The sequence below is a fragment of the Microbacterium sp. HD4P20 genome, from assembly GCF_019449275.2.
In the GTDB taxonomy this organism is placed as follows: domain Bacteria; phylum Actinomycetota; class Actinomycetes; order Actinomycetales; family Microbacteriaceae; genus Microbacterium.
In genome coordinates, this window is the sequence record NZ_JAHZQZ020000012.1 from 111,014 (window position 1) to 136,802 (window position 25,789).

At 64.6% G+C, this 25,789-nt stretch carries 22 protein-coding genes; 13 read left to right on the forward strand and 9 right to left on the reverse strand.

Annotated elements, in window-relative coordinates:
- Positions 1-247: 247 nt before the first annotated feature.
- Positions 248-1,417, reverse strand: a complete 1,170-nt coding sequence (locus tag K0817_RS05565; protein WP_308211879.1) for an ROK family transcriptional regulator — start codon at positions 1,415-1,417, stop codon at positions 248-250.
- 306 nt (positions 1,418-1,723) lie between these two features.
- On the opposite strand from K0817_RS05565, the gene K0817_RS05570 reads away from it, so the two are divergent.
- The 4 genes from K0817_RS05570 (at position 1,724) to K0817_RS05585 (ending at position 6,958) form a co-directional block, all read left to right on the forward strand.
- On the forward strand, positions 1,724-2,872 hold the full coding sequence (locus tag K0817_RS05570; RefSeq protein WP_253735201.1) for an extracellular solute-binding protein: 1,149 nt from the start codon (positions 1,724-1,726) through the stop codon (positions 2,870-2,872).
- 196 nt (positions 2,873-3,068) lie between these two features.
- Entirely contained in the window at positions 3,069-3,914 is an 846-nt protein-coding gene (locus tag K0817_RS05575) for a sugar ABC transporter permease (protein WP_308211880.1), read from the forward strand.
- On the forward strand, positions 3,911-4,828 hold the full coding sequence (locus K0817_RS05580; RefSeq protein ID WP_219980405.1) for a carbohydrate ABC transporter permease: 918 nt from the start codon (positions 3,911-3,913) through the stop codon (positions 4,826-4,828). Before K0817_RS05575 ends, K0817_RS05580 begins: the two co-directional genes overlap by 4 nt.
- Positions 4,829-4,936: 108 nt before the next feature.
- Positions 4,937-6,958, forward strand: a complete 2,022-nt coding sequence (locus K0817_RS05585) for a beta-galactosidase (RefSeq protein ID WP_219980406.1) — start codon at positions 4,937-4,939, stop codon at positions 6,956-6,958.
- Positions 6,959-6,962: 4 nt separating this feature from the next.
- Here K0817_RS05585 and folE read toward each other — a convergent pair whose 3' ends face one another.
- From folE to K0817_RS05600, 3 genes are all read right to left on the reverse strand, one after another.
- A complete protein-coding gene (folE, locus tag K0817_RS18780) occupies positions 6,963-7,661 on the reverse strand; it encodes a GTP cyclohydrolase I (RefSeq protein ID WP_219980407.1) in 699 nt (232 codons plus the stop codon).
- A gap of 88 nt (positions 7,662-7,749) precedes the next feature.
- Positions 7,750-8,601: a bifunctional methylenetetrahydrofolate dehydrogenase/methenyltetrahydrofolate cyclohydrolase FolD gene (gene folD, locus K0817_RS05595; RefSeq protein ID WP_219980897.1), complete on the reverse strand. Its 852-nt coding sequence runs from the start codon at positions 8,599-8,601 to the stop codon at positions 7,750-7,752.
- 72 nt (positions 8,602-8,673) lie between these two features.
- The gene (locus tag K0817_RS05600) at positions 8,674-9,354 is read right to left on the reverse strand and encodes a 4-carboxy-4-hydroxy-2-oxoadipate aldolase/oxaloacetate decarboxylase (RefSeq protein WP_219980408.1); all 681 of its coding nucleotides are present in this window, start codon (positions 9,352-9,354) and stop codon (positions 8,674-8,676) included.
- Positions 9,355-9,744: 390 nt separating this feature from the next.
- Between K0817_RS05600 and K0817_RS05605 the strand changes: the two genes are divergently transcribed.
- The 4 genes from K0817_RS05605 to K0817_RS05620 all read left to right on the forward strand — a co-directional run bounded on the left by K0817_RS05605 (position 9,745) and on the right by K0817_RS05620 (position 15,070).
- On the forward strand, positions 9,745-11,022 hold the full coding sequence (locus K0817_RS05605) for a hypothetical protein (protein WP_253735203.1): 1,278 nt from the start codon (positions 9,745-9,747) through the stop codon (positions 11,020-11,022).
- 68 nt (positions 11,023-11,090) lie between these two features.
- Positions 11,091-12,578, forward strand: a complete 1,488-nt coding sequence (locus K0817_RS05610; protein WP_219980410.1) for a sugar ABC transporter ATP-binding protein — start codon at positions 11,091-11,093, stop codon at positions 12,576-12,578.
- Positions 12,575-13,645, forward strand: coding sequence for an ABC transporter permease (locus K0817_RS05615; RefSeq protein WP_219980411.1), 1,071 nt, complete (start codon positions 12,575-12,577; stop codon positions 13,643-13,645). The genes K0817_RS05610 and K0817_RS05615 overlap by 4 nt, the downstream gene beginning before the upstream one ends.
- Before the next feature lie 96 nt (positions 13,646-13,741).
- On the forward strand, positions 13,742-15,070 hold the full coding sequence (locus tag K0817_RS05620) for a glycine cleavage T C-terminal barrel domain-containing protein (RefSeq protein WP_253735204.1): 1,329 nt from the start codon (positions 13,742-13,744) through the stop codon (positions 15,068-15,070).
- Between the two features lie 175 nt (positions 15,071-15,245).
- On the opposite strand, the gene purU is transcribed toward K0817_RS05620, so the two are convergent.
- The 5 genes from purU to K0817_RS05645 all read right to left on the reverse strand — a co-directional run bounded on the left by purU (position 15,246) and on the right by K0817_RS05645 (position 20,482).
- A complete protein-coding gene (gene purU, locus K0817_RS05625; RefSeq protein WP_253735205.1) occupies positions 15,246-16,124 on the reverse strand; it encodes a formyltetrahydrofolate deformylase in 879 nt (292 codons plus the stop codon).
- On the reverse strand, positions 16,121-17,017 hold the full coding sequence (locus K0817_RS05630) for a methylenetetrahydrofolate reductase (RefSeq protein WP_219980414.1): 897 nt from the start codon (positions 17,015-17,017) through the stop codon (positions 16,121-16,123). Before K0817_RS05630 ends, purU begins: the two co-directional genes overlap by 4 nt.
- Positions 17,018-17,086: 69 nt before the next feature.
- Positions 17,087-18,526, reverse strand: coding sequence for an aminomethyl transferase family protein (locus K0817_RS05635; protein WP_219980415.1), 1,440 nt, complete (start codon positions 18,524-18,526; stop codon positions 17,087-17,089).
- The gene (locus tag K0817_RS05640; RefSeq protein ID WP_219980416.1) at positions 18,526-19,440 is read right to left on the reverse strand and encodes an ABC transporter substrate-binding protein; all 915 of its coding nucleotides are present in this window, start codon (positions 19,438-19,440) and stop codon (positions 18,526-18,528) included. Before K0817_RS05640 ends, K0817_RS05635 begins: the two co-directional genes overlap by 1 nt.
- Positions 19,441-19,462: 22 nt before the next feature.
- Positions 19,463-20,482, reverse strand: a complete 1,020-nt coding sequence (locus K0817_RS05645) for an amidohydrolase family protein (RefSeq protein ID WP_219980417.1) — start codon at positions 20,480-20,482, stop codon at positions 19,463-19,465.
- Between the two features lie 533 nt (positions 20,483-21,015).
- Here K0817_RS05645 and K0817_RS05650 point away from each other — a divergent pair.
- From K0817_RS05650 to K0817_RS05670, 5 genes are all read left to right on the forward strand, one after another.
- Entirely contained in the window at positions 21,016-22,071 is a 1,056-nt protein-coding gene (locus tag K0817_RS05650; protein WP_308211882.1) for a cobalamin-independent methionine synthase II family protein, read from the forward strand.
- A gap of 247 nt (positions 22,072-22,318) precedes the next feature.
- Complete coding sequence (locus tag K0817_RS05655; protein ID WP_253735206.1) at positions 22,319-23,305, forward strand: ABC transporter substrate-binding protein; 987 nt, start codon at positions 22,319-22,321, stop codon at positions 23,303-23,305.
- A gap of 80 nt (positions 23,306-23,385) precedes the next feature.
- Complete coding sequence (locus K0817_RS05660; protein WP_253735207.1) at positions 23,386-24,141, forward strand: ABC transporter permease subunit; 756 nt, start codon at positions 23,386-23,388, stop codon at positions 24,139-24,141.
- Positions 24,138-24,935: an ABC transporter permease gene (locus tag K0817_RS05665; protein ID WP_219980421.1), complete on the forward strand. Its 798-nt coding sequence runs from the start codon at positions 24,138-24,140 to the stop codon at positions 24,933-24,935. Before K0817_RS05660 ends, K0817_RS05665 begins: the two co-directional genes overlap by 4 nt.
- Before the next feature lie 2 nt (positions 24,936-24,937).
- Positions 24,938-25,759 carry an ABC transporter ATP-binding protein gene (locus K0817_RS05670; RefSeq protein ID WP_253735208.1) on the forward strand — a complete coding sequence of 274 codons (822 nt, stop codon included), beginning with the start codon at positions 24,938-24,940 and terminating at the stop codon, positions 25,757-25,759.
- Positions 25,760-25,789: the final 30 nt, after the last annotated feature.

Below are 25,789 nucleotides of genomic sequence, written 5' to 3' on the forward strand. Positions count from 1 at the left end.
TCCTGGAGGGCGCCGACCTGGCTCATGGGTGCGCTGTCTTCGGGCCACACGGCGGGGTGCCGTTGGTCGGGGTCGTGGTTGCCGCCGAGAGTGAGCCCGTTGGTCGGGCACGCTAGTGACCGTTGACTCGTCGGGTCGCCGCCGCCTGCTACCACTCAGATCTCCTTTGACGCGTGGAGCAGGACTGCCCCGGCGTCAAAGCTTGCTGATGAATCGCGGGTTTGTCAACAAACGGAACTAACGTGCGTCAGAACCGGAGAGCGGTACGGATCCCGACGACGGCCGCTGCGCGCGCCCACTCGCTGAACTCGAACGGCTGAACATCCATGTTCAGCGGATCGGCTCCGGCACTGAGGGTCTCCGCGATTCCGGCGTTGACATGGTCTTGGGCGAGTTCCCACACTGCGAGGCCGTCGCCGGTGAGGATGACCTTCTGTGGGTCGAGGCCGTTCGCGACGGTACCGATGACCACTCCGAGTGCGGTTCCGGCGTCACGGAACGCACGTAGGGCACCCGAATGCCCAGAGCGGGCTAGGGCAACGGCGCCGGCGTAATCGGTGTCCACCCCATGGATCGCGCGCACGATCGACGCGCTGGTCAGATACACCGACGCGCACCCGCGGTGTCCTTCCGCACACACCGGACCGGCGTTGTCGATCTTCAGATGATCCAGACGCCCCGCCCGACCGTGTGCACCGGTGACCAGCTGGTCGTCGATCACGAATCCGAATCCGATGCCGGTGCCGACCGTGATCAAGGCCAGGGAAGAGCAGCCTGCCCCTGCACCGAACCAGTGCTCTGCCGCTGTCAACGCCCGCACGTCGTTCTCTGCCGCCATCGGAATTCCGAGCTTCTCGGTGAGCAGGCGGGCGAGCGGGACGTTCTCCCAACCGAGGAACGGGGATTCAACGACGATCTTGCGGTTCTGTGTCAAGTCGCCCGCGAGGCAGACGCCGCCCGCGACGATATCGTCGAACCGGCTGGCGAAGGTGTCGAAGATTCTGGCGATTCTTTCTAGGACTTCGGTGGTACCGCGCGAGGCTAGAGGCTCTTCGATCGTTGCGATCTGGTGGGCGCGAAGGTCGGTGATCGTGGCGTAGATCGCGTCTCCGGTGAGCTTCACGCCGAAGAAGTGACGCGCGCCGGGCGCAATCTCGAACAGCTCGCTGGGGCGGCCGGTCCAGGCGCGTTGCTCTATCGCTCCTTCAGAGATCAATCCGTGTTCGAGGAGCGTCCGAGTGACGCGCGTCAGACTGGCGCGGGATACCCCGAGGCGGCGCGCGATCTCCGCCCGGGGGAGGGGCCCGTGAATGAGAACCTCACGCAGTGCGCCTCGCTCGGCGTGGTTGAGGTGGGGCCAAACGCGCGGCGATTCTTCGGCCATATCCTTCGGCGACTTCATTGCCAGCTGCCTCATCCTCGGTTGTCACTCTCATTCTGCCGTATCGTCATTTTTTCCCAAGTTAGTTTCGCTTGTTGACAAACCGGGAGTGCGGCGGCAGTCTATGTGGGCCGGACGATGTCCGGGTACTCGTAGCCGGGGAGTGTCCGGCAAACGCAGCTGTCAAAGGAGATACCGATGCGCATTCGTCGACCAGTTGTCATCGCGGTGATAGGTCTGAGTATTGCCGGGCTCGCCGGCTGCTCTGCAGATGGCAGTGGGGGTGAGGACGGTCCGGTCCAGCTGGAATATTGGGCGTGGACGGCCGATTCGCAGGCTGTCGTGGATCAGTGGAATGAGGAGAATCCCGACATCCAGGTGAAGTACACCGACGCCGGGGGAGGAACGGATTCCTCCGCCAAGCTTGTCACCGCCGCGAGGGCGGGCAATGCGCCCGATATCGCGCTGGTGGAGTACACGACGCTGCCAGCCATGATCGTCGCTGACGTCCCGGCCGACATCACTGAGTACGTGAGCGACATCCAGGATGCGTTCACCGAGGGAACCTGGGCGCAGACCACCTTCGGGGGCGTCACGTATGGGATCCCACAGGACGTTGGTCCGATGGCCAACGTTTTCCGGGCCGACCGGTTCGAAGAACTCGGGGTGGCTGTGCCGACGACCTGGCAGGAGTTTCGCGCGGCTGCCGAAGCGGTCAAGGCCGCCGATCCTGCCTCGGTGATCGCCGCCCTCCCGCCGACCGAGTTCGGCTTCTGGGCGGGAGTGGCCACGCAGGCCGGCGCGGAGTGGTGGTCCAGTGAGGGCGATGAGTGGACGGTCGGCATCGCTGATGAGCCCTCGCTCGAGGTGGCGGACTTCTTCGAGCAGTTGGTGGCCGATGGGCTCATCAGCACCGATCCGCTCCTCACCCCGGAGTACAACGCAGCGCTGAACGCGGGGACCATGCTGTCCTGGCCGTCTGCTGTGTGGGCCCCCAGCGTGATCGAGAGCGTTGCGGCAGAGACCAGCGGGAGCTGGGAGATGGCGCCGCTGCCGCAGTGGACCGAAGGGGATGCGGCGGTTCCCTATCAGGGCGGGTCGGCGCTGGTGGTAACGACGAGCAGCGATCACCCGGAGGAGGCGACCAAATTCGCGAAGTGGCTCAATGCATCTGAAGAAGGCAACGACATCCTCATCAACACCCAGTCGCTGTACCCGGCCGCCACGATCGGTCAGGAAATGACCGAGGGGAACGAGCCGCCCCCGCTGATGCCGCAGCAGACGGACTTCTACAACGTGGCTGCTCAGATCGCGAGCGACACGATCCCCGTCACGTGGGGCCCGAACGTGAACCTGGCCAGCTCGGTCTTCGGCGATGAGCTGCAGAAGGCGATCACCAACGGCACGCCGTGGCGCGATGCCTTCATCGCGACCCAGGAGGCCGTGGTCGAAGACATGGTCAAGAGCGGCTTCACCGTCGCCAACCAATAGCGCACACACGGGGTGCCGGCTCGGTCCGGCACCCCGTCCGCAGTTCGAGCCATGAGGCGCTCCGTGCAACAGAAGTGAGAACGAAGTGACAACGGCAGTCCACCGCCCGACCGTCCCCGCGGCCCGACCGCAGCGATCGTCGCGGCGCTCTAAGCGATATCGGCTCGCGCCATACCTGTTCACCACACCAGCGATCGTGCTGTACATCCTCTTCACGATCATCCCGGTGATCTACGCGATCTGGCTCAGCCTGCGCGCGTATCGAGTCCAAGGCGGCGCGCTGGGCCGCAAAGAGGATGTCTTCGTCGGCCTCGAGAACTACATCGCCGTTCTCCAGGACCCCACCTTCCTCGCCGGATTCGGCCGGCTCTTCCTGTACGGCATCATCGCCATCCCGCTCACCCTCGGTCTGGCGCTTGTCTTCGCACTCCTCCTAGACGTCCCGGCAGTGCGCGCCAAGCGGTTCAGCCGTACAGCGATCTTCATCCCTTACGCGGTGCCCGGGGTCGTCGCGGCGTTGCTGTGGGGGTTCATGTACCTGCCGAGCACCAGCCCGTTCTCATTCCTGACGAAGGCCGCCGGTTGGGGCCCGATTCCGTTCCTGGAGGAGCCGGGCATCTACGGCTCGCTCGCGAACATCGCCATCTGGGGCGGCGTCGGTTTCAACATGATCATCATCTACACCTCACTCCGAGGCATCCCCGCTGACATCTACGAATCTGCCCGCCTCGACGGAGCCACCGAAACCCAGATCGCGATACGCATCAAGATCCCGCTGGTGGCGCCGGCGCTCGTGCTGACCGGATTCTTCTCGCTGATCGGAACCATCCAGCTCTACAGCGAGCCCGCCACCCTGCAGCCGATGACCAGCGCGATCTCCAACAGCTGGGTCCCACTGATGACGATCTATCGCGACGCGTTCGGCACCGACAATCTGCCGCAGGCGGCAGCAGCATCCACTCTTCTGGCCCTCGGAACGGTGCTCGTCTCCGCATTGGTCCTCCGACTGGTCAACCGCCGCCGAAACGGAGCGTCATCATGACCTCGACCGCCACAAGGTCCTCCCGCCCGGCAGCGGCGCCGCCCCGCACGGCACGGCAGGTGCGGGCAGGAACGCGCACGCGCGACGGCGGGTGGGGTCTCATCCCGACCGTTGTGCTGATCGTTGGCGCGATCTACTGCCTGATCCCCGTTGCCTGGGTGTTCACGGCGGCCAGCAAATCGCGCAGCGAGCTGTTCACCACGTTCACCTTCGCGCCCGGCACCGGGCTGTGGGAGAACGTGATATCCGTCTTCACCTACCAGAACGGCCAGTACCTCCTCTGGTGCTTCAATTCTCTGCTCTACTCGGGCGTCGCGTCGGTGCTGTCGGTCTTCGTCTCGGCGATGGCGGGCTACGCGCTGGCCAAATACACCTTCCCCGGCCGAACAGCGATCTTCTTCGGCTTCCTCGTCGGAATTCTCATACCCGGCATCGTGCTATCCGTGCCGCAGTACCTGCTTCTCTCCGGCGCGGGCCTGACCGGCACGCAGCTGTCCGTTCTCCTGCCGAGCATCGTGAGCCCGTTCGGCATCTACCTGTGCCGCGTATACGCGATGTCGGCCGTACCGCAAGAAACGCTTGAAGCAGCACGCATCGACGGGGCCGGAGAATGGCGGATCTTCCGGCTGATCGTGCTGCCGCTGATGGTGCCCGGAATGGTGACCGTCTTCCTGCTGCACTTCATCGGCACCTGGAACAACTTCCTGCTGCCGTTCATCATGCTCTCCGACCAGGATCTCTACCCGCTGACCGTCGGGCTCTTCACCCTGCTGTCCAAAGGATCCGGCACCCCAGCTCTGTACTCGGTTGCCATCACCGGCGCCGCGATCTCGATCATCCCGCTCGTCGCTCTCGTTCTGTCGCTGCAGCGGTATTGGCGGCTGGACCTGATCTCCGGCGGCATCAAGGGGTAACGCCGCCGGCTACCGCGCGTCGCCGTGGCGTGCGTCGGGAGCCCGCCGCAGAAGGGCGTGTCGACACGAAGCGCCATGCACATTCAAGCCACAACGCGAAGGACGGTCATGCCGCACACCCCTCATGCACCCGGGATGTTCCTTTTTGGGGGCGACTACAACCCTGAGCAATGGTCTCGCGAGATCTGGGCAGAAGATGTCGCACTGATGCGGCAGGCACATGTGAACACCGCCACAATCGGCGTGTTCTCCTGGGCGATGCTCGAGCCGAGCGAGGGCGAGTACGACTCCCAATGGCTTGATGACGTCATCAGCAACCTCGACGCCGCCGGGGTCGGGTTCTTCCTCGCCACCCCGACGGCATCACCGCCGCCGTGGTTCACCACCGCGCATCCCGACGCGCTGCCGATCCGGGCAGACGGAACACCCGTGCTGCATGGATCCCGCGACACGTACGCCGTGAGCGCGCCTGCCTACCGAGACGCGGCCCGCGGTATCGCCCGGTTCCTCGCCGAACGCTACGGAACGCATCCCGGGCTGCGCGGGTGGCACATCCACAACGAGTACGGCACGATCGACTATGGTCCGCATGCTGCGCGCGCCTTCCGCGACTGGCTGCGCCGCAAGTACGTCACCCTCGAGTCGCTCAACACCGCCTGGTCCACAGCGTTCTGGTCGCAACGATATGGAACGTGGGATGACATCCTCCCGCCCGTTCAGACCCAGTATCTGCACAACCCGGCTCAGTTGGTCGACTTCAAGAGGTTCAGTTCCGACGAATTGCTCGCCGCGTTCACAGAGCAGAAGGACGAGATTCGGGCGGCCGGATCCACTGCGCCGATCACCACGAACTTCATGCTGCCGACCTGGAATCATCTGGACCAATGGGCCTGGAGTGACGCGCAGGACATCGTGTCGATCGATCACTATCTCGACACGGCAGGGCCGGATGGGGAGGCGCACGTCGCGTATGGCTCGGACCTGACCCGGTCCTGGGCCGGCGGGCCGTGGCTGCTGATGGAGCAGAACGCCACCGGAATGCGCGTCGGCGACCGCCTGGCCACGAAAGAGCCCGACCGAATGGTGCGCAACTCCCTCGGCTACATCGCTCGCGGATCTCAGAGTTCCCTGTTCTTCCAGTGGCGCGCGTCGGCGGGTGGGGCAGAGCTCTGGCATGGGGCCCTCGTCCCTCACGCCGGCGCAGACACACGAGCATTCCGGGCTGTCGTGGAGCTTGGAGAGATGCTCGAAAAGATCTCGGAAGTCGCCGAGCCGCCGACGAGCGGCGTGCTCGTCGAGTCGGAGATCGGTATCGTGTGGGACGCCGAAGGGTGGTGGTCCCTGGAGACCCCGCATCTGCCCAACGACGCCATCGGTTACTCCGACGAAGTGCGCGCCGCGCATCGCGCGTTCTGGCGTGGCGGCTATGCCGTCGACTTCGTCCGGCCGGGGACTGACGCGTCCCGTTATCGATTGCTCGTCGTGCCGGCGCTGTACGCGATCACCGCCGAGACCGGGCGATGGCTCGAGGAGTATGTGCGATCAGGGGGCTGCCTCGTTGTGACATTCGCCACTGGGCTGGCCGACGAGCACCAGCGAGTCGTCGCGGGCGGCTATCCCGGGATGCTCCGCTCTCTGCTCGGCGTCCGCGCCGAGCAGATCTTCCCCCGTCCCGATGGAGACATCGTTTACCTCAGTAACGGTCTCGCAGGCGGTTCCTGGACAGAGATGCTGCATGCCGACGGCGCCGACATTCTCGCCAGGTACGACTCCGGAAACCTTTCAGGGCTCCCGGCGATCACCCGCCGGTCGCTCGGTACCGGATCGGCAATCTACCTGTCTACCAAGCTGGAACAGGCCTCTCTCGACACCTTCCTGGCGGGGCTCGCGGCGGAAGCAGGCATTCTGCCGGTCCTTGAGGGGGCGTCCGCTTTCGGGGTGGAAGCGGTTCGACGCCGCGGTGCGACCGCCGACTACCTGTTCCTGCTCCATCACGGCGACCACCCGGTCCGAGTCGATGGTGCGGGGGCTGATCTGCTCAGTGGAGCGCGCGACCGCATTCTGCTGGCGCCCGGACAGGTCGCCGTCATCCGAGAGGAGAGCCGCGCTTGGTCGATTGTGGACGCCTAGTCGGTCATGAGGGCTGCCAATGCGCCGAACTGTCGTCCTCTGCTTCCGGTGCGGCGGTGACAGAACCGTTGGTGAGCACCGACATGAGGCTGATGCGGTCGGAGGGAGATCCGAGGGTGCCGCTCGCTGCCGTGGTGACCGCCCGGACTCGAGCCTGACGGATGCCGCGGTCGGATACGCACCCGTGGCGTCCCTCGACGACGATCAACACGCCGTGGGCGTCGGTCTCCTCCCGCAGTTGGTCCGCGATCTGGTGGGTGAGACCTTCCTGCAGTTGCAATCTGGAACTCGCGCGGCGGACGAGTCGGGGTATGTCGCTGAGACCAAGCAGGACATCGCGCGGCTGATAGGCGACGTGTACCAGGCCCGAGAACGGCAGAAGATGGTGTTCGCAGACGGACACGAAGTCGATGTTCCTGATGAAGACGACTCCATCGCCGGACTGGGTGTGATCCGGGAGTGGCCGGATGGCGGCGTGGCCGCCGGAGTAGAAGTCTCCCCATGATTCGGCGATACGACGGGGAGTCTCCTGCAGACCGGGTCGATCCGGATCCTCACCGAGAGCGAGAAGTAGCTCGCGGGTGGCCAGTTCGACCCGTTTCCGGTCGATCGTGGGCCCGGGCGGCCGTGAGGGTCGGTCCGGCCGACGCCCCGTCCCGGATCTGTAATTCGCGGAGGTGTCGGAGGACGACAGTGAAGACACGATTACCTCCTCGTAAGGGGCCGGTCGGGTGGGCAGGAAATGGCTGCGTTCGAGCTGCTTGAGGGCTGGCCGACAGCTCGCCCACAACTCAGCGAGTCAAGGACTCCGCGGCGGTGACGGTGTTGGACAGCAGAGCCGCGATCGTCATCGGACCGACGCCGCCAGGAACGGGGGTGATCCATCCGGCGACATCGCTGACCTCATCGAACCGGACGTCGCCGATCAGACCGCTGTCCGTGCGGTGGATGCCCACGTCCACTACGGCCGCGCCAGGCTTGACGTGGTCTCGGCCGATCAGTGCGGGGATGCCGGCGGCTGCGACCAGGATGTCCGCGGTTGATGCCACGGCGGCCAGGTCCGAGGTGCGAGAGTGTGCGATGGTGACGGTGGCGCTGCGGCGAAGCAGGAGCTCGGCCGCGGGATGGCCGACGAGCTCGGAACGGCCGACGACGACCGCATGAGCTCCCTCGATGGCCACGCCGGCCGTGTCCAGAAGCTCGATCACCCCGGCGGGTGTGCAAGGTCGCAGCCCGCTGACCCCGCGAGCGAGGCGTCCCTGACTAACAGTCGTGAGGCCATCCACATCTTTTGCGGGGGAGATGCGGTCGATCAGCCCCGCCCTATCGAGCCCTTTCGGTAGCGGCAGCTGCAATAGGATTCCGGATACGTTCACGTCAGCATTGAGGTCATCTATCAGTTGTGCGACGGTCTCCTCAGCCACGTCTGCTGAGAGGTGATGGTGCACGTCCACGAGGCCCGCTTCCGTCGCCAAGCGACGCTTGTTCCGGACGTATACCTCGCTGGCCGGATCGTTGCCGATCAGGATCGTCGCGAGCCCAGGAGCATGCCCGTGCTGATCTTTGAAGGCCTGCGCGCGCTGCGCGGTCCGCGCACGGCTCGCGCGGGCGACTTCGCGTCCATCGATGACAACAGCGGTCATGATCATCCAATCGGTGATAGGTGACTGTGCCGACTCGGTCACCCGGTTCGGTGACACATGTATGTCGAGAAGCTACTGGCGTTCGAACAGCAGACCTTTGCGGAGCAGATCGCTCCGCAAAGCAGGGTTCAGATCCAGGCTCAGCTCGCCCGCGGCATAGCGCAGGCGCTTTTCCTCTTCTGCGGCGGCACGTTCACGTGCAACCTGGAGCACTTCAGCCGCGGAGGCCCTTGGCACGACGCACACCCCGTCGTCGTCGGCGACGATGACATCTCCGGGAGAGACGAGCTGACCGGCGCATACGATGGGCAGTTGCACGTTGGCTACTGTCTCCTTTACCGTGCCCTGTGCGCTGATCGCCTTGCTCCACACGGGAAAGCCCATGTCACGCAGTGTTCTGATGTCGCGTACGCCGGCGTCGATGATGAGACCGCGCACACCGCGTGCGGCCGCCGAAGTTGCCAGCAGATCACCGAAGTAGCCGTCGTCGCAGGGTGATGTCGGTGAGACGACGAGGATGTCTCCGGCCTGAGCCTGCTCTAGGGCGACGTGGATCATCCAGTTGTCGCCGGGTGGAACCTCGCAGGTCAGTGCCGTACCGGCGATCGCGGTCGCTTGCTGTCTGGGTGTGAGTCGATGATGAAGCAAGCCGGTGCGCCCTTGCGCCTCGTGGGTGGTGGCGACACCCACGTCGGCGAAAGCGGACACCAAATCAAGGTCGGCACGGTCGATGTGAGTGATGACGCGCGGCATAGTTGCGATCGGCTTTCGGTCGATGAGTTGAGCGCATGCAGTGCGCCCTTGCGACGAGATGTGTGCGGGTGAGACATCGTGAGCGACACAGGTTGCATTGCCCTCCGCACGCTGCCGATGGGGGCTGGCCGCCCGCGTGGGGACCTGAGCGACTCTGCCTCAGGTCGGGCTGCTAGCGCTGGACCTCTCCCATGCTGGCAAGTGAACAAATATTCGTAAAGCGAACAAAACCGGGTGCGTACTGCGAATTAATCGAAGAACTGGCCGTCGATCAACACGCTGTGTCGTCGCCGAAGGAGCGGACGGTGTTGGCGGCGATGGTCTTCCGATCTCCCTGTTGACAGCGGTCGGCGCGACGGGGATACTCAGGAAAGCCGAACCGAGATACTGATGAGTATAGAAAGTCCACCTGGTATCCAGAATGGATTTCGCCGCAGGAATGGTGTTCGCGCGAGACGAAGAAGTCAGCGAGAAGAGGCACAGATGCAAACCAGCAAAACGCGGCGGGGAGCTTTCGCCGCAGTAGCGACCATCATGGCGTTGACCATCACGGCATGCGCCGCCGACAATGCGGGGGAGACCGGGGACTCCCCGCCGGATACGCCGACCTACCGTTCGCCGGACGGGACCTGTGCGGCTGAGCCTTTGGAGGGTGTGGATTACGATCGCGCACTCGAGTTGTACGAGTACTTCGAGGAAGCGTCCACCGGCATCCCGCAGACGGAGCCGCTTCCCGAGCCCGTCGCGCCCGACACGACTGTCGTCTTCCTTGACAACGGGTCCGCGGTCGGCGCGTTGATGTGGGATGCCGCACAGCGCGCGGCGAGTACGGCGGGGGTTCAGCTGACCCGCGTCGATAGCGGCCTCGACGCGCAGAGCATCAACACCGCGGTCTCCACCGTCGCAGAGAATCCACCCGACATCATGATCTCCGCGGCGGTCGACGCGACTTTCTATCAGAGCCAGATCGAGCAGCTTGAGGCGGCCGGCACCACGATCGTTTATGGCGGCTCAGCGAACGGTGAGCAATTCGGCCTCCTCGATTCCCATTCGGGACTGGGGGCGACCAAAGTCAACGGTCAGGTGCTGGCTGCCTCCGCTGTTGTGCTGACCTGCGGCCGGAGCACGGACTTCGTCTTCTACAACATCCCGGAGTTCTCCTTCTCACAGATCGCCCTTGACGCAGCCAACGACTTCCTTGCAGAAGTCGTCCCTGGCTCCACCATGCGTGTCGTCGACATTCCGGTTGCGACCATGGACACCACCGCCGGCGACGCCGTGATCAGCGACCTCCAGGCAAACCCTGACACCGAATTCTTCATCACCGTCGCCGACCAGATCCAGATCGGTTTGAAGAACAAGATGGACCTCGCCGGCATCGACGTGCCCGGCATCGGCCAGTGGTCGCTGCCGCCGAACATCGAGCAGGTCGCCAGCAACCTGCAGGCCGCCGCCTATGCCGTCGACATCGCTCCATACACGTGGCTGCTGTTCGACGAGGGCTTCCGTCGCCATCAGGGTGAAGACGTCGTCTACGACGATTGGACCCCGTGGGTGAAAGGCATCTCCCGCGTGCTCACGGAGGAGACCGCGGCCGACTATCCGAACGGCCTGTTCGTCGCCTACCCCGGTTACGTGGACGAGTTCGCCGAGATCTGGGGCAAATGACCATGCCCGCCGCCTCATCATCCCCACCGGCGCCCGCCACGCCAGTCTTGATGTCGGCGGTGGGGATCGTGAAGGACTTCCCCGGGCTGCGAGCCCTGGATCACGTGTCGATCGACGTGCACAGTGGTGAGGTGGTGGCAGTCGTCGGCCACAACGGCTCGGGGAAGTCCACCCTCGTGAAGATCCTCGCCGGTGTGTACACGGCCGACGCCGGGTCCGTGTCGTTCGCGAACGCCGGGGATGGGGTAGCCGAGCTACACATCATCCACCAGGATCTCGGCCTCGTCGCGGAACTCGACACGATCGAGAATCTGGGTCTGGCTGCCCGGTCGGGGTTCGCCGCCCTCTCTCCCACGCGTCGGCCCAGAGAGAAGGAACATGCAGAGTCCCTCATCTCGCGGTTCGGCGACCCGTTCCCGGTCACCGTCCCGGTGGCGACTCTCAGCCCCGCGCAGCGTGCGATCATCGCCATCGCCCGCGCCCTTGACGGCTGGACCCATAGCCGCAATGTGCTGATCCTCGACGAGCCGACCGAGGCCTTGCACGCCAACGAGGTTGATGTGCTGTTCAGCGGGATCCGACGCGTCGCAGCGGACGGCGCCGGTGTGGTGTTCATCTCCCATCGCCTCGATGAAGTGCTCGCTCTGGCCGACCGGGTCATCGTGCTCCGTGACGGCCGGAAGGTGGCAGACGAGCCGACGCGAGGATTGGACCAGGACGCCCTGGTCCGGCACGTCACCGGCGCCGGTGCGGCACAGCGTCCTGACCAGACCCGCGTCCGCGACGCTGGCGAAGTAGTGCTCGAGATCGACGGTCTCCGAGGCCACGGGGTGAACAGCGTGGATCTGTGTGTGCGGGCGGGCGAGGTGGTCGGTGTCGCGGGGGTGCTCGGCTCGGGTCGTGATGTACTGCCGTCGCTCATCTTCGGCGCCCGCCCCGCGCACGCCGAGCGCTACATCGTGGACGGTGTCGCCTACCCGCGACGTACCCCGCGCGAGAGCGTGCGGCGCGGGCTCGCGTTCGTCGCCGGTGACCGCGCGAGGCTGGGCGGCATCCGTCCGATGAGCGCCCGCGAGAACATGACGCTCCCGGAGCTGAAGAGCGTCACCGGCCCGCTGGGCGTGCTGAGAACACGCAAGGAGCGCAGGCTCACCGAGGATCTCGTGCAACGCTACGACGTCCGGCCCGCGCGCACCGAGCAGCGATTCGAGCAGTTCAGTGGCGGCAACCAGCAGAAGATCGTCTTCGCGAAATGGTTGCGCAACAACCCGCGACTCCTCCTCCTGGAAGAGCCGACGCAGGGGGTGGACATAGGGGCGAAGCAGTCGATCTACGCGGAAGTGGACGACGCTGCCGCGCGCGGGGTCGGAGTGCTGGTGTGCTCGTCAGATGCGAAAGAGCTCGTCCGACTTTGCGAGCGCGTGCTTGTGATGAGAGAGGGGCGCATCGTGGTCGAGCTGGCGGGCGAACAGCTCACCGAGGCCGATCTCATCACGCACGGATACGGCTTGGGGACCGATACGCAGGTCAGTGGAAGAACCGAGGCAGTCGCATGAGCACGACACAGGTCTCCCGCGGCGCCACGGTGGCGCGAGCACTGTCGTTCAGAAACATCAGCGCCGTCTACATCTTTCTTCTGATCTTCCTCATCTTCGCGCTGGTGGTCCCCCGGACTTTCCTTCAGCCCGGTGTGTGGCTCACCCTCCTCGACGCGCAATCCGTCACCGCGATCGCTGCGATCGCGGTGATGATCCCGCTCGTGACGGGCTCGTTCAACCTGGCGATCGGGTACGAAGTCGGCTTCGCCGGCATCCTCATCGCCGTGCTTCAGGCGCAGCTGGGCATTCCGTTCAGCGTCGGGATCCCGCTCACCCTGCTCGTCGGCGCACTGATTGGGTTCATCTCCGGCCTCATCATCACAAAGGGACGGATTGACTCGTTCATCGCGACGCTCGGGCTCAGCTCGATTCTGCTCGCAGGCCTATCCTGGATGTCGGCCAACCGTCAGATCACCGGACTCCATGACGGGTTCCGCGACATCGCGACCAGCCGATGGCTGGGAATCACCGTCCCGACCTACGTGATGATCGTGATCGCGATGATCGCCTGGTACATCCTCGAGCGCACCACACTCGGGCGGAAGATGTATGCGGCCGGGTACAACGCCGAAGGCGCCCGACTGGCGGGTGTGCACGTGTCGCTCCTTCGCATCGGCGCGTTGATCGCTTGTGGGGTTCTCGCTGCCATCGCGGGGATCCTGCTCACGTCCCGGCTCAACACCGGCGAACCAACCGTCGGGCCGGGCCTGCTGCTACCCGCATTGACCGCGGTGTTCCTCGGATCGACTCAATTCCGCGGAGGCCGCTTCAACGTGTGGGGCACCTTGCTGGCCGTCTACGTACTTGCGGTGGGGATCAAGGGCCTTCAGCTGATCGGCTCGCCGCCGTACATCAGCGACCTGTTCAACGGAGTCGCACTGCTCCTCGCGGTCGGGTTGTCTCAATGGGAGAAGACGTCGGCGCGCACGGCGGCCATCCGCCGCTCGATCCCGTTCGGCAGGCGCCGTGACCCGGAGTCGACCGGTGACGTCGAGAAGGAGCGGTCACCGAGTTTCACCGTTTAGCAGCGCGCACCCAGTCCCGAGTGTTCGCTCGATGGTCGAAGAGTGCTTGTCCGAATCGCGGGAGGTCCCGCGTCAGTTCCATCGATGGAGATCAACGTGACAGATCCCACCCCGTTTCGCGCCTTCACGTCCGTCTTGCCATGGGAGTTCTCTCCCATGATGGGTCACCTGGAATACACCGGTTGGCGGGACGAGCAGTTGTCCTGGAAGACGACGTGCTACGTCGGCGACTGGACGTTCGTCCCGCAGATTCGCGTGAAAGGTCCCGACGCAGTGAGGCTGTTCTCCGACTTGTCGGTGAACAGCTTCACCAGTCATGCCGTCGGTCGCGCAAAGCATTGCGTCATGTGCAACGAGGACGGCAAGGTCATCACGGAGGGGATCCTCTTCCGCCATGCTGAGGACGACTTCGAGTTCGAGGCCGCTTCCGCATGGGTGTGGTATCACATCAAGACCGGCGGGTACGACGTCGATGTCTCGTTCCCCGTCACTCACAAGCTGCAGGTTTCCGGACCCACGGCGCTGCCCCTGCTCGAGGAGCTAAGCCGTACGACGTTGCGGGACGTGAGGTTCATGCACACCAAAGTGCTGTCGATCGTCGGTCACGAGGTGACCGCGCTGCGGCAGGGTATGGCCGGTGAGATCGGTTTCGAGTTACACGGCCCTATCGAGCAGCATGATCTCATCCTCGACGCCGTTCTGAAGGCGGGCGAGAAGCACGGGATCCGACGGCTCGGCCGGCGCACGTTCCACCTCAATCACATCGAGGCCTCGTATCCCACGACAGGGATGGAGTACTGGAACGCGCTGAACGATGAGCGCCGCGAGGACTTCCACCGTTTCATCCAGGAAAACCCACCGCCGGAGTGGACAGCGATGCCGGGATGGCAGTGGTGGGGCGTGAGTCTCGCCGCCTCCTTGTTGGGGAGCTGGGATGGAGACGACCTCACCGACCTTTATCGCAGCCCCGTAGAACTGGGCTGGGCCAACCGGATCGCCTTCGACCACGACTTCATCGGTCGCGACGCGCTCGAGCGAGAACTCGCCAACCCGGGACGTACGATCGCAACGCTCGAGTTCAATAGCGAAGATGTCATTCGCATCTACGCGAGCCTCTTCGAAGAGGGCGAGTCGCTCTTGCCGCTGGACATCCCGCATCCTCCGTACATCACCGGATGGGCCGACTGGATCTTCGACGGAGACAAGAAGATCGGCCACTCCACGTTCCCGGGGTACAGCTACTTCTTCAAGAAGGTGCTAGCGCTGGCGTTTATCGACAACGAGCACAACCGTGTCGGTCGGGAGGTCGAGATCCTCTGGGGAAACCCGCATGAGCGGCAGACGAAGATCCGGGCGACGATCAAGCCCGCACCGTACAAGGCGGACAATCGCCGAATGGATCTGCAAGCCCCGCCCGCCGGGTAATGCATCTTGTCGCACGTTCAGCCACGATGACGAGCGTGGAGAACACCGCAGGGGAACCGCCGAGCCGTTGACGCAGAGAGGCCTGAGAACAGACGCAGGCCGCCCTCCAGGGGACCGCGTTCGTGAAGGTTCGGTGCGGGTTGGGCTCGATCTTGACAGGTCTTTCGGTGGCGGCTCAAAAGACGATGGTGTGATTCCCGTGGCGTATCACGCGGTCCTCCGCATGCCAGGCGACAGCCCGGGCGAGCACGGCACGCTCGACGTCGGCGCCACGGCGTTGCAGATCGGCGGCGCTGTCGGCGTGTGTGACACGTACGACGTCTTGTTCGATGATCGGTCCCTCGTCGAGGTCCTTCGTGACGTAGTGGCTGGTCGCTCCGATGAGCTTTACGCCCCGCTCCTTGGCCTTCTTGTATGGCCCTGCGCCGATGAAGGCGGGCAAGAACGAGTGATGGATGTTGATCACTGGCACCCCGAGCTTCTCGATGAAATCCTCGGAGAGGATCTGCATGTACCGGGCAAGCACGACGAAGTCGACGTTCCCTTCGAGCAGGGAGAGTATCTTCGCCTCCGCCTCTGCTTTGTCCGGTCCCTGGGAGGGAACGTGGAAGAACGGGATGCCGAAGGAGCGGACATCCTCGACCATGTTGGTGTGATTGGAGATCACCATGGGGATATTGGCAGGCAGCTCCGCGCGCCGATGTCGCCAGAGGAGCTCGAGGAGGCAATGGTCCGAGGTTGAGGCGAGGATCGCCATGCGCTTGAGGACCGACTGGTCGGTGAGCTGCCACGTCAGGTTGAAGCCCTTGCCGAGCGTGGCGGCGAGGTCTGCTTCGATCTCGGGAATCGCCGCACGCAGATCTTTGCGGTGGAAGACGACGCGCTGGAAAAACGCGCCGCCCTCGGCGTCTTCCGAGTACTGGTCCAATTGAACGATGTTGCCGTGGTTGCGGGCGATGAGGGTGGACACTGCCGCGACGATGCCGGGGCGGTCGTCACCGTAGACGATGAGGCAGGCGGTGTCAGGCTGACCGGTGGTGGGTGTGGTGGTCACTGCGCACTTTCCTTGCTCGTTCGGGGAGCGACCTTGAATTCGCGGGCCCATTCGCTCGTCGCGAGAAGTCCTCCGAATGCGTAGAGGTGAATCTTGACGGAGCCGGTGGCCGGTTGTGCGGCCAGCTCGGCTGCCAGGTCGTTGACGAAGGTGTCGGGTCCGGCAGTGCCAAGGAGGTTGGTGATGGAGAAGCCGTACTTCTTGACAATTGCTGTGTTCGCGCCGATGCCAAATCGTCGGGCGAAACCGAGGAGGCGTTTGATGCCGGCCGGACCGGGTACGCCCAGCCGGATGGTCGCGTCGATGCCGCGGCCCCGCACGTCCTGGATCCAGGTGAGGATGGGATCGGTGTCGAACCCGAACTGAGTCAGGATCGTGGTCTCCAGGCCCTGGAGTTTGAGGCTGCTGGCCTTCATCTCGAGTTGGTCCCACAGGTCGGGAGTGGGGATGTCCGGGTGTCCTTCGGGGTAGCCGGCGATGTTCACCTCGCGCACCCCGTACTCCTGGAAGATCCCGGTGGCGATCAGGTCGTACGCGGACGCGTAAGGCCCCAGTGGTTCGGATGGGTCTCCACCCACCGCGAAAACGGAATCCAACGCGCCCACTTCACCGAGCGCATTCAGGAACTCGCGCAGCTCGGTCTCTGAGCTCAGCCGCCGCGCGGAGATGTGCGGTACCGGTAGGAACCCGTTGTCTCGGACCGCTTTGGCCGCGGCGACTCGCATCGGCAGGTCCTCGTTGCCGAGGAACGTGACGTTGATCTTGGTTCCTTGGGGTATGACTGCCCTAGCTTCGAGCAGGGCGGGAATGTCCTTCCCGGTCATCTCGAGCGAGAAGTCTTCGACGAGCGCGCGTGCTGCTGCGGTGTCGGAGGCAGGCGTCGGAGGGGTCATGAGAGGGCCTTTCAGGCGATGGGAACGGGGTGGTGAGACGCGTGCTCTCACCACCCCGTTTCGGAGGGTTTAGCTGACGCCGACGTTCGAGCGGTACTCGCCGCGCGCCTTGGCGACCAGCGGTGCCGGCTGCACGGTGGCGCGGATCTTGACCTGCACGTGGTCCTCGACCTGCACCTTGCTGGAAGGGGTCGGTTCGCCCCACACGAGGACGACCTCTGTTCCCGGCTCGGCGAACGCCTCGTCGACGACGGAGACCGACAGGAACGATCTTTCGTTGGCGGAGTACCCGGTGTGCGTGGAGCGGCCGACGTAGGCTCCGTCAGGCGACTCGATGCGGTCGTAGTGGTACGTCGCATAGTGCGCGATCGGGAGGTTGAAGAACTTCGCGCCCGGGCCAGGGTGGAACATCGACCCGAACGCCTTCTCCGTGTCGTTACCGTTCCACACGAGCGTCACCTTGCGGTTGGCGGTGGAGCGACCGCTCTCGACCTGCTTCTCCAGCGCCTCGCGACCGATGAAGTCGTGGTCGAACTTGGTGATGCGGCCGTAGCCGACGTCATAGGGGGAGAAGTAGTAGTCCTCGATGTTCTCCGAGTAGAAGCTGCCTCCGAGCGACACGTTCGCGTCGATCTCGTCAGCGGGCAGCCAACGGCGGAACGCCGCCGTGCTCTCACCCGAGTAGAACGCCGGCAGCGGACGAGGCAGCCACCCGGACTCGAGCGAGTTCGTCAGGTATGCGCGACCGCCGACCTGCACGAGACCATGCTTCTTGCCCGCCTCGATCAGCGCCCCTACGACCGCCTCGCGGTCAGCCCATGGGCCGACGAACTCGAAGCCGGGCTCGGCAGCCATGCCGTGGCGGAGCGCCCGCACCGTCTTGCCGCCGATCGTGAACCGTGCGCCATGGAAGAACTTGACCGTGGGCGGCTCCTCCCCGAGCGCGTCGCGAATCACGTCGATGGCGCCGGGTCCCTGCACCTCGTAGCGGTATTCCTTCGGATCGCCTTTCCGTGCGTACGACGGGTTGTCGCGCGAGATCTCGACGTCGTAGCCGCCGGTCTCGGCGTGAAACTGCAGCCAGTTGATGGTGGGAGGCACACCGACGGCCTGGTACTCGTCCTCCTCGTACCGGAAGAGGATGTTGTCGCCAATCAGTTGCCCTTGATCATTGGTTGCGACGTACTGCTTGGCGGAGTTGATCGGGAAGTTCTCGACGCTGTTGACCGCGGTGTCGCGGATCAGCTTCAGAGCGTCGGGGCCCTTGATGTTCAGATCCGCCATGTGATGGGACTGGTCGAACAGTACGGCGGTGCGCCGCCAAGCCAGCTGCTCATCACGCCAATTTGTGAACTCCGGGGTGACCGGGGTGCTGACGATGGGCGGTGACTGCGACTCCCACAGCAGCGTGTGGGGGCTTCCGGCTTCGGCGATGGCCTCTTCGAGGTTGTGAGCCACGGTGTTGTCTCCTTTGGTGGTGTGGTGGCGGGGTTCTTCGTTGCTCGTCATCAGGCTGCGTGGGTGGTGAAGCTGGGGTCGAACACGCCGGTGGCGCGCTCCCGGTCGTTCTCTTCGACCAGGCCGGCCTGGATCATGACGTCGATGGTGGTTGCGAGGGCTGTCGGCGACACGCGCAGGCCGTCCGGCCACATACCCAGGTCGCGGGTGTACGCCAGTCCGCGGGCGGCGAGTTCTGGATCGTCTGGCGTGGTCAGGCCCTGATAGACGCGCCGCGTGACCGTGTCGTTGGCGGCATCGTTGACGATCGCATGAGCTTCGCTGAGCGCGGCGATGAGCCGGCTCACCGCGTCACGGTTCTCGTCGAGCCACTGCTGGTTGCCGATGACTGCAGCGAAGATGATCTCGGGGATCACGTCTGGGATCTCGCCGACCAGCCCATACCCCTCGCGCTCAGCCAGGAAGTTCCACGGCGCCGGTTGCGGCGCGGCGTCGATCTCGTCGCGCTCCAGGGCTGCCCACCGAGCGGTGTGGACGCCGGCGAGGACGAACTCGTAGTCGCCGGGGTAGTGCAGTCCCACTGTCCCCAGGAGCGGGCGACTGTACAGCGCGGTCCCCTCCGTCAGCGAGGATGTTCCGATGCGCTTGCCACGCAGGCCGGCCAGATCGGGAATGCCAGGTCTGGCCACCATCGACATCGGAAGGCGCTCGGAGTTGGAGCCGACGATGCGCAGCGCGCCGCCGGTGAGGTAGTCCGCGACAGCGCCTTCGGGTGGGGTGATCGCCAGGTCTGCGGTGCCCTCCCGCACGGCGGTGGTGGCCTTGTCCACGGAGCCCAGGCGCTGGTAGTCGATGGACAGGCCGTTATCGGCGAACAGGCCCTGTTCCTCGGCGACGAAGACCGGCAGCCAGTTGAACCCCTGGGCTCCGCCGGCAAAGCGAATCGTGGTCGGTGTCTGGGGCATGATTGCTCCTTGTCCTGATCGGTCAGCGGCCCTGGGCCGTGAGTCGGGCGTCCAGCCGGGGGTACACGCGCCGGGCATTGCCCTCGAACACCGCGCGCTTCGCCGCGTCGTCGAGAGCGAGTGCGTCGATGTACTGCTTCGTGTCGTCGAATGGCTGCCCGGTCTCTGGGTCGGTTGTCTTGACGGCGCCGAGGAGTTCGGATCCGAAGAGGAGGTTGTCGGCGTCGATCACGTCGAACAGCAGGTCGATCCCGGGCTGGTGGTACACGCAGGTGTCGAAGAACACGTTGCGCATCAGGTGCTCGGACAGGGGCGGTCTGCCGAGCGCAGCGGCCAGGCCGCGGTAACGCCCCCAGTGGTACGGGACGGCCCCGCCGCCGTGCGGGATGATCAACCGCAGATTGGGGTGCCGCTCGAACAGGTCGCCCTGCAGCAGCTGCATGAACACGATCGTGTCGGCGGCGAGGTAGTGCGCTCCGGTGGTGTGCACCGCGGGTTGGTGTGACGCTGAGACGTGCAGCATCGCGGGGGAGTCGAGCTCCTCCAGGCGGTCCCACAACGGCTCCCAGTAGGGATCGTCCAGCGCAGGGCCGGACCAGGAGCCACCCGTCGGATCGGGGTTGAGGTTGCAGCCGACGAAGCCGGCCCCGATGCAACGCTCCAGTTCGGCGATCACGGGTCGAAGATCACCCCGCGGCGTCTGCGGCAGCTGGCAGACGCCTGCGAACCGGCCCGGGAACAGCTCCACGATCCGTGCGATGGTGTCGTTGCTCAGGCGAGCCCAGTCGTTCGCGATCTGTTGGTCCGTGTAGTGATGGCTCATCCCGGCGGCGCGAGGCGACAGGATGGTGAGGTCGGTGCCCCGCTCGCGTTGCAGCCTCAGCTGGTTTGCCTCGATGATCTCTCGTAGCTCGTCGTCCGGTATGCCTTCGAACGGCTCCGGGGTGGAGCCTCGGCCTTCGAGGTAGTCGACCTGCGAGCGCCGGAAGGCGTGGAACGCGGGGGGCTCGGTCGTAAAGTGACCGTGGCAGTCGATGATCATGCCCGTACCACTCCTCCCTCCGAGTCAATATCGGGTTGGCGCCGATCGCTGCGGGGGGCACCGATGCCGGGACCGCGCACCGATTGCGCTTTCGTCATTCATCGTGACAGCGCCTCAAATTGGGGTAAAGCGGATAAAATCCACTCCCGAGTTCGACTTAGCCGAATTAGTACCTGCGTCATTCTGATTGCAGGAGCGGAGGTCCAACTCATAAAACTCGGTTCGCAATCGGATGCGCAGAGCATGAATAGCCAGCGCAGGCAATGCCTTCCTGCATTTCGCCGGATCGTCACAATTCGAAGCCCTCACATCAGCGATGGAATGATGACCGTTGTACGCAGCGGCAGCGGCGTTCTCTAGGCCACACCACGGGATCGAGTCATATGCACACCTCAGCTGATGCGCGCGTCACCCACGCGGGAAGCCTTCCCCGCACGCCGGAACTACTCCAGGCGAATAGTGCTCGAAGGTTTGCAGAGGACGGGGTGACGATACTTCGCACGCCTGAATTCGATGATCTTCTTGGCCGAGCCGTGACCTCGATCGTCCACCGGCAGGTGGACGCCGGAATCACACAGGTCGGCGACGGCGAATTTGGAAAGGCGAGCGCGGAACCGGTGGACTTTGGCGCGTGGTGGTCGTATTCGTTCAGTCGGTTCTCGGGATTATCCAGGACTCAGAGCAACGCATGGAACTCCTCTCCCGCACCACGCGCGGACGGAGCGCTGCAACTCACCTCGTTCCGAGAACGCCGCGATCGTCAGAGATTCGCCGATTTCTACAGTGAGCTGAACACCGGGCGCATTGCATCCATCGCCCCCTCCGTCACCGGCAGGGTCTCGTACACGGGGCATACTCAGGTCGCCAGCGACATCGCGAACCTGCAAGCCGCGACCGATGCAGCCGGCACCGGCAGCGGCTTCCTCACCTCGGTGGCACCGGGTGTCGCCGCACGCCTCTCCAACCACTTCTACGAATCGGACGAGGCGCACGTGTGGGCGTGGGCTGAAGCGCTGCGCGAGGAATATCGAGCCATCATCGACGCTGGTTTGATCCTGCAGATCGATGACCCGTCGATGGCTGAGAACTGGGATGCGATCAACCCAGAGCCGACCGTCGAGGCCTACGTTGCATTCACCCGCGTCCGTGTCGACGCCCTCAACTGGGCTCTGCGGGGCTTGCCCGAGGACCGGATCCGTTTCCATCTGTGTTGGGGATCGTGGCACGGCCCGCACACGACTGATCTGGAGTTCCGCCATATCGCCGAGCTCATGTTGCAGGTCAACGCCGGGGCCTACAGCTTCGAAGCCGGCAACCCGCGTCACGAGCACGAGTGGCGCATCTGGGAGGATCTCACGCTGCCGGACGAGAAGCTGCTCCTGCCCGGGGTCGTTGGTCACTCCTCACCGGTTGTCGAGCATCCGGAACTCGTGGCCGAGCGGATCACTCGCTTCGCGTCCCTCGTCGGATCCGACCGCGTGATTGCGTCAACAGATTGCGGTCTCGGCGGCCGCATCCACGCTGACATCGCATGGGCAAAGCTCGAAGCGCTCGTAGAGGGCTCCAGGCTCGCCCACGTGCATCGCTAGCGAGCGGAGGCCTCGACGAGCTCAGCGCGGGCGAGGCTGAATCGCGGGCTCACGCGCCGCCACGGATCCGGAGTCCCATCTGTATGTCGCGGCGGCGTGCAGAGAAGCCAACCACGTGAGTGCTTGACAAGAGGGGCGAGAGTGCGAATGATGGGTTCCGGAGACTGATAGGTATCCAAATACCGGACAGGACTCCACTCAGGCGGGAAAACTCGCGCATGACATAGGGGTCATTGAGGGAGCACCAATGCGTTTCATGAGATCACGGGCGATCGTGTTCGCCCTCACGGCGTCCGTCGCCATCGGTTTGGCCGGATGCGCCGCGGAAAGCGAATCCGGAGATGACGGCGGCGACCAAGTTGAGGTTCTTAAACTCGTTCTGCTTCAGAGCTATGACACGGGTGCGACGATCCAGCACGGGATCGACGAAGGCTATTTTGCCGAAGTGGACCTCGAGCTCGACATCACCGAAACTGACGCGCCACCCACCGTCGTATCGGCTGTTGCATCGGGACAGTACGATATCGGCCAGTTCAACCCCGCTGTGGCGGTCAGCGTCCTTGCTGGCGGCGTCGACATTCGTGCCCTCGCTGCCGGTGGCCGCAGCCAGGAGTCGGGCGTCCAGGGTGTCGTGTCTCTCGCCGACAGCGGAATCGAAGACTGGGCTGACCTCGCCGGGCAGACCGTCGGCGTTCAGGCGCCCCGCGCCGCAGCCACCCTTGCCATGCTCGAGCAGGTGCGGCTCGCCGGCGGGGACCCATCAACGGTTGAGCTCGTTGCCGTCCCCGGCCCGCAAATGCTCTCAACGCTGGAGAGCGGCGGCGTCGACGCGGCCGTGATGCTCGGGTCGTTCCTCGCCGAGGCGACGACGACCAACCCCGACATCGTCAACCTGGGCGACGCGTTCACAGAAACCTTCGGTCAGGGGGCGCTCGTGGACATGCTCTACACGTCAGCGCAGACCGCGACGGACAAGGCGGATGCGCTCGAACGGTTCCGGACAGCCCTGGCTCGTGCCTACGACGATATGAACGGTCTGGATGGCGATGAATGGAAGGCGGCCATCGGTGCGAGTATCGGCCTCGACGAGGAGCAGTGGGAGTACCTCTCCTGGGTGAAGTACGACGCCGAGCTTTCGGCCGACGAAATCGTGCCGTACGCCGACGCGCAGGCCTCGCAGGGCTGGATCGAAGACGACGTTGATCTTGAGACCTTCGTCTCTTCCGCACCGTGATTGTCATTTCGCCGGGCGGCAGCGCGAGAATCGCCTCGCGTCGTCGCCGACTGAGGCCGGCGCTGCAGCGATCCCGGCAGGTGGGGCTGGCGGTAGCGGGTATCGCCATCCTCGCCGCCGCCTGGCAGCTCTATTCCAGCGCCGTAGCCCCTGCCGCAGGCCGTCGGGCGGCGTTCCCGTCCTTGGTCGACACGCTCGATGCACTCGGTGGGCTCGTCGTCGATCCGAGCTTCTGGCCCTACGTCGGCTACACGATGCGCGCTTGGGCAATTGCCCTCGTGATCTCGGTCGCGATCGCGGTTCCGCTGGGTCTCTGGCTCGGTCTGAGCCCGGCCGCCTATCGGTTCTTCCGGCTGCCGCTGGAACTCATCCGGCCAATCCCGGCTGTGGTCATCCTTCCCCTCGTGATCGTGCTTCTCGGGACCGGACTCAACTTTCAAGTTGTCCTCATCATGCAGGGAGTCGTGTGGCCGGTGCTCATCCAAACGGCGTACGGCGTGCACTTGACGCACCGGACACTGCTCGAAACCGCTCGCAGCTTCGGAATCGGCCGTTGGCGCGTCATCGCGTTCTTCCGCTTTCCTGCCGCTGCGCCTCTTATCGCCACATCATTGAAGATCGGCGCAACAGTGGCTTTCGCGATCGCAGTGACGACAGAGTACATCGGTGGTTCTTTCGGTATCGGGAGCATGCTTCGTGAGGCGACCGTCAACGAGAACATCCCAGCGGCCTACGCCATCACGATGTTCACGGGAATCGCGGGCGTCGTGATCGTTCTGGTATTCGCCGGGATCGAGCGCTACTTCGCTCGATGGGCGCCCGGGGGCGAGTCATGAGCGGCCGGTCGACCGCGCTTGCGGGCCTCACCCTCCGCAGGGTCACACAAGCGCTGCTCGTCCCCGCGCTCGTCGTCGTCCTGTACGCCGTCGGCACCGCCGTCGCGCCGAGTCCGTTCTTCCCACCGATCCCGGCTATTCTCGGGGCGTTCGGTCGGGAGTGGCTGGGCGAGGGATTTGCGACCAATGTGCTGCCGAGTCTCAGCAACCTTGGCATCGGGTATGGTCTCGGGGTTCTGATCGGAGTCGCTCTCGGTGGTCTCATGGGGCGACTGCGAGTCGTCAACGAGTTGTTGAGCCCCATCGTCGGCTTCCTCCTCACTGTTCCGCCGATCGCGATGCTGCCGATATTCCTCTTCATCCTCGGCATCGGCCCGCAGTTCCAGATTGCGGCAATCGTCTTCGGCACGATGACGTACATGCTGCTGAACACCGCAGCTGCCGTGCGTACCGTCGAGCCGACGTTGGAGGACGTCGCGCGAGTCTTTCGCATCGATCCGTGGCGACGCATCGCTCTGATGATCTATCCGTCAGCGCTTCCGCGAATCATCGCGGCGGCTCGCGTCGCGCTGGCAGCCGCCCTTCTCATCATGGTGGTCAGCGAGATGATCGGCGCAGCTCGAGGAATCGGTGCGACGACGCTCGCCGCGCAGCAGGCATTCGACTACCCCTTGATGTGGTCCGGCATGCTTCTCGTTGCCCTGCTCGGAGTTGCATTCAGCTACCTGTTCGTACTGATCGAGATCGGCGCAAGCCGGCTGCTCGGCACTCGAATCTCGATGGAAGGGGCATAGCCGTGGCGAAGACAGTCGTCGAGGTCACAGGTATCTCGAAGGTCTATCCGACGAAGTCTGGGCCGTTTGAGGCGATTCGGAACGTCACGTTCGACGTTCGGGAGCGCGAGATCGTGAGCATCGTGGGTCCTTCGGGTGCCGGAAAGACGTCGGTGCTTCGAACGGTGGCCGGGCTCCAAACCCACGATGCGGGCGACGTGAGCGTACTGGGTAAGACCGTCTCCGGCCCGTCGGACGCGATGGCGATGGTCTTCCAGGACTATGGTCGGTCGCTGCTGCCTTGGATGTCGGTAGAGGGCAACGTGATGCTCCCCCTCCGTAGTCGCGGGCTTTCCCGAGCGGTCGCTCTCGAACGTGCCACGCAGGCGCTCGAGTCCGTGGGACTCGCGGGCAAGGGCGCGGCACGACCGCAGCAGTTGTCAGGAGGGATGCAGCAGCGGGTGGCGATCGCGCGGGCGATCGCGTGCCGGCCGCGACTCCTGGTCATGGACGAGCCCTTCGCGTCTGTGGATGCCCAGACTCGAATGGATCTCGAGGATCTCGTCCTTCCGCTTCGTGCGGAGTACGGCATGGCGATCCTCTTCGTCACGCATGACGTCGACGAAGCGGTATACCTCTCGGACAGAGTCGTGGTGCTGACGCGGGCGCCGTCGGAGGTGGCCAAGATCGTCGACATAGAACTCGGGCCGCACCGCAACCAGATCGACACGAAGGAGTCCGCCGAGTTCGCCCGCCGGCGGCACGAGATCTTCCAGCTCGTGCGGCGTCCTGGCCAGGGCGAGGAACTCGAACCATCGGGCTCGAGGGCGACAGAGAAGCCGTAGCCGGGGCAAGCCGTGAGTCACGTAGAAGCG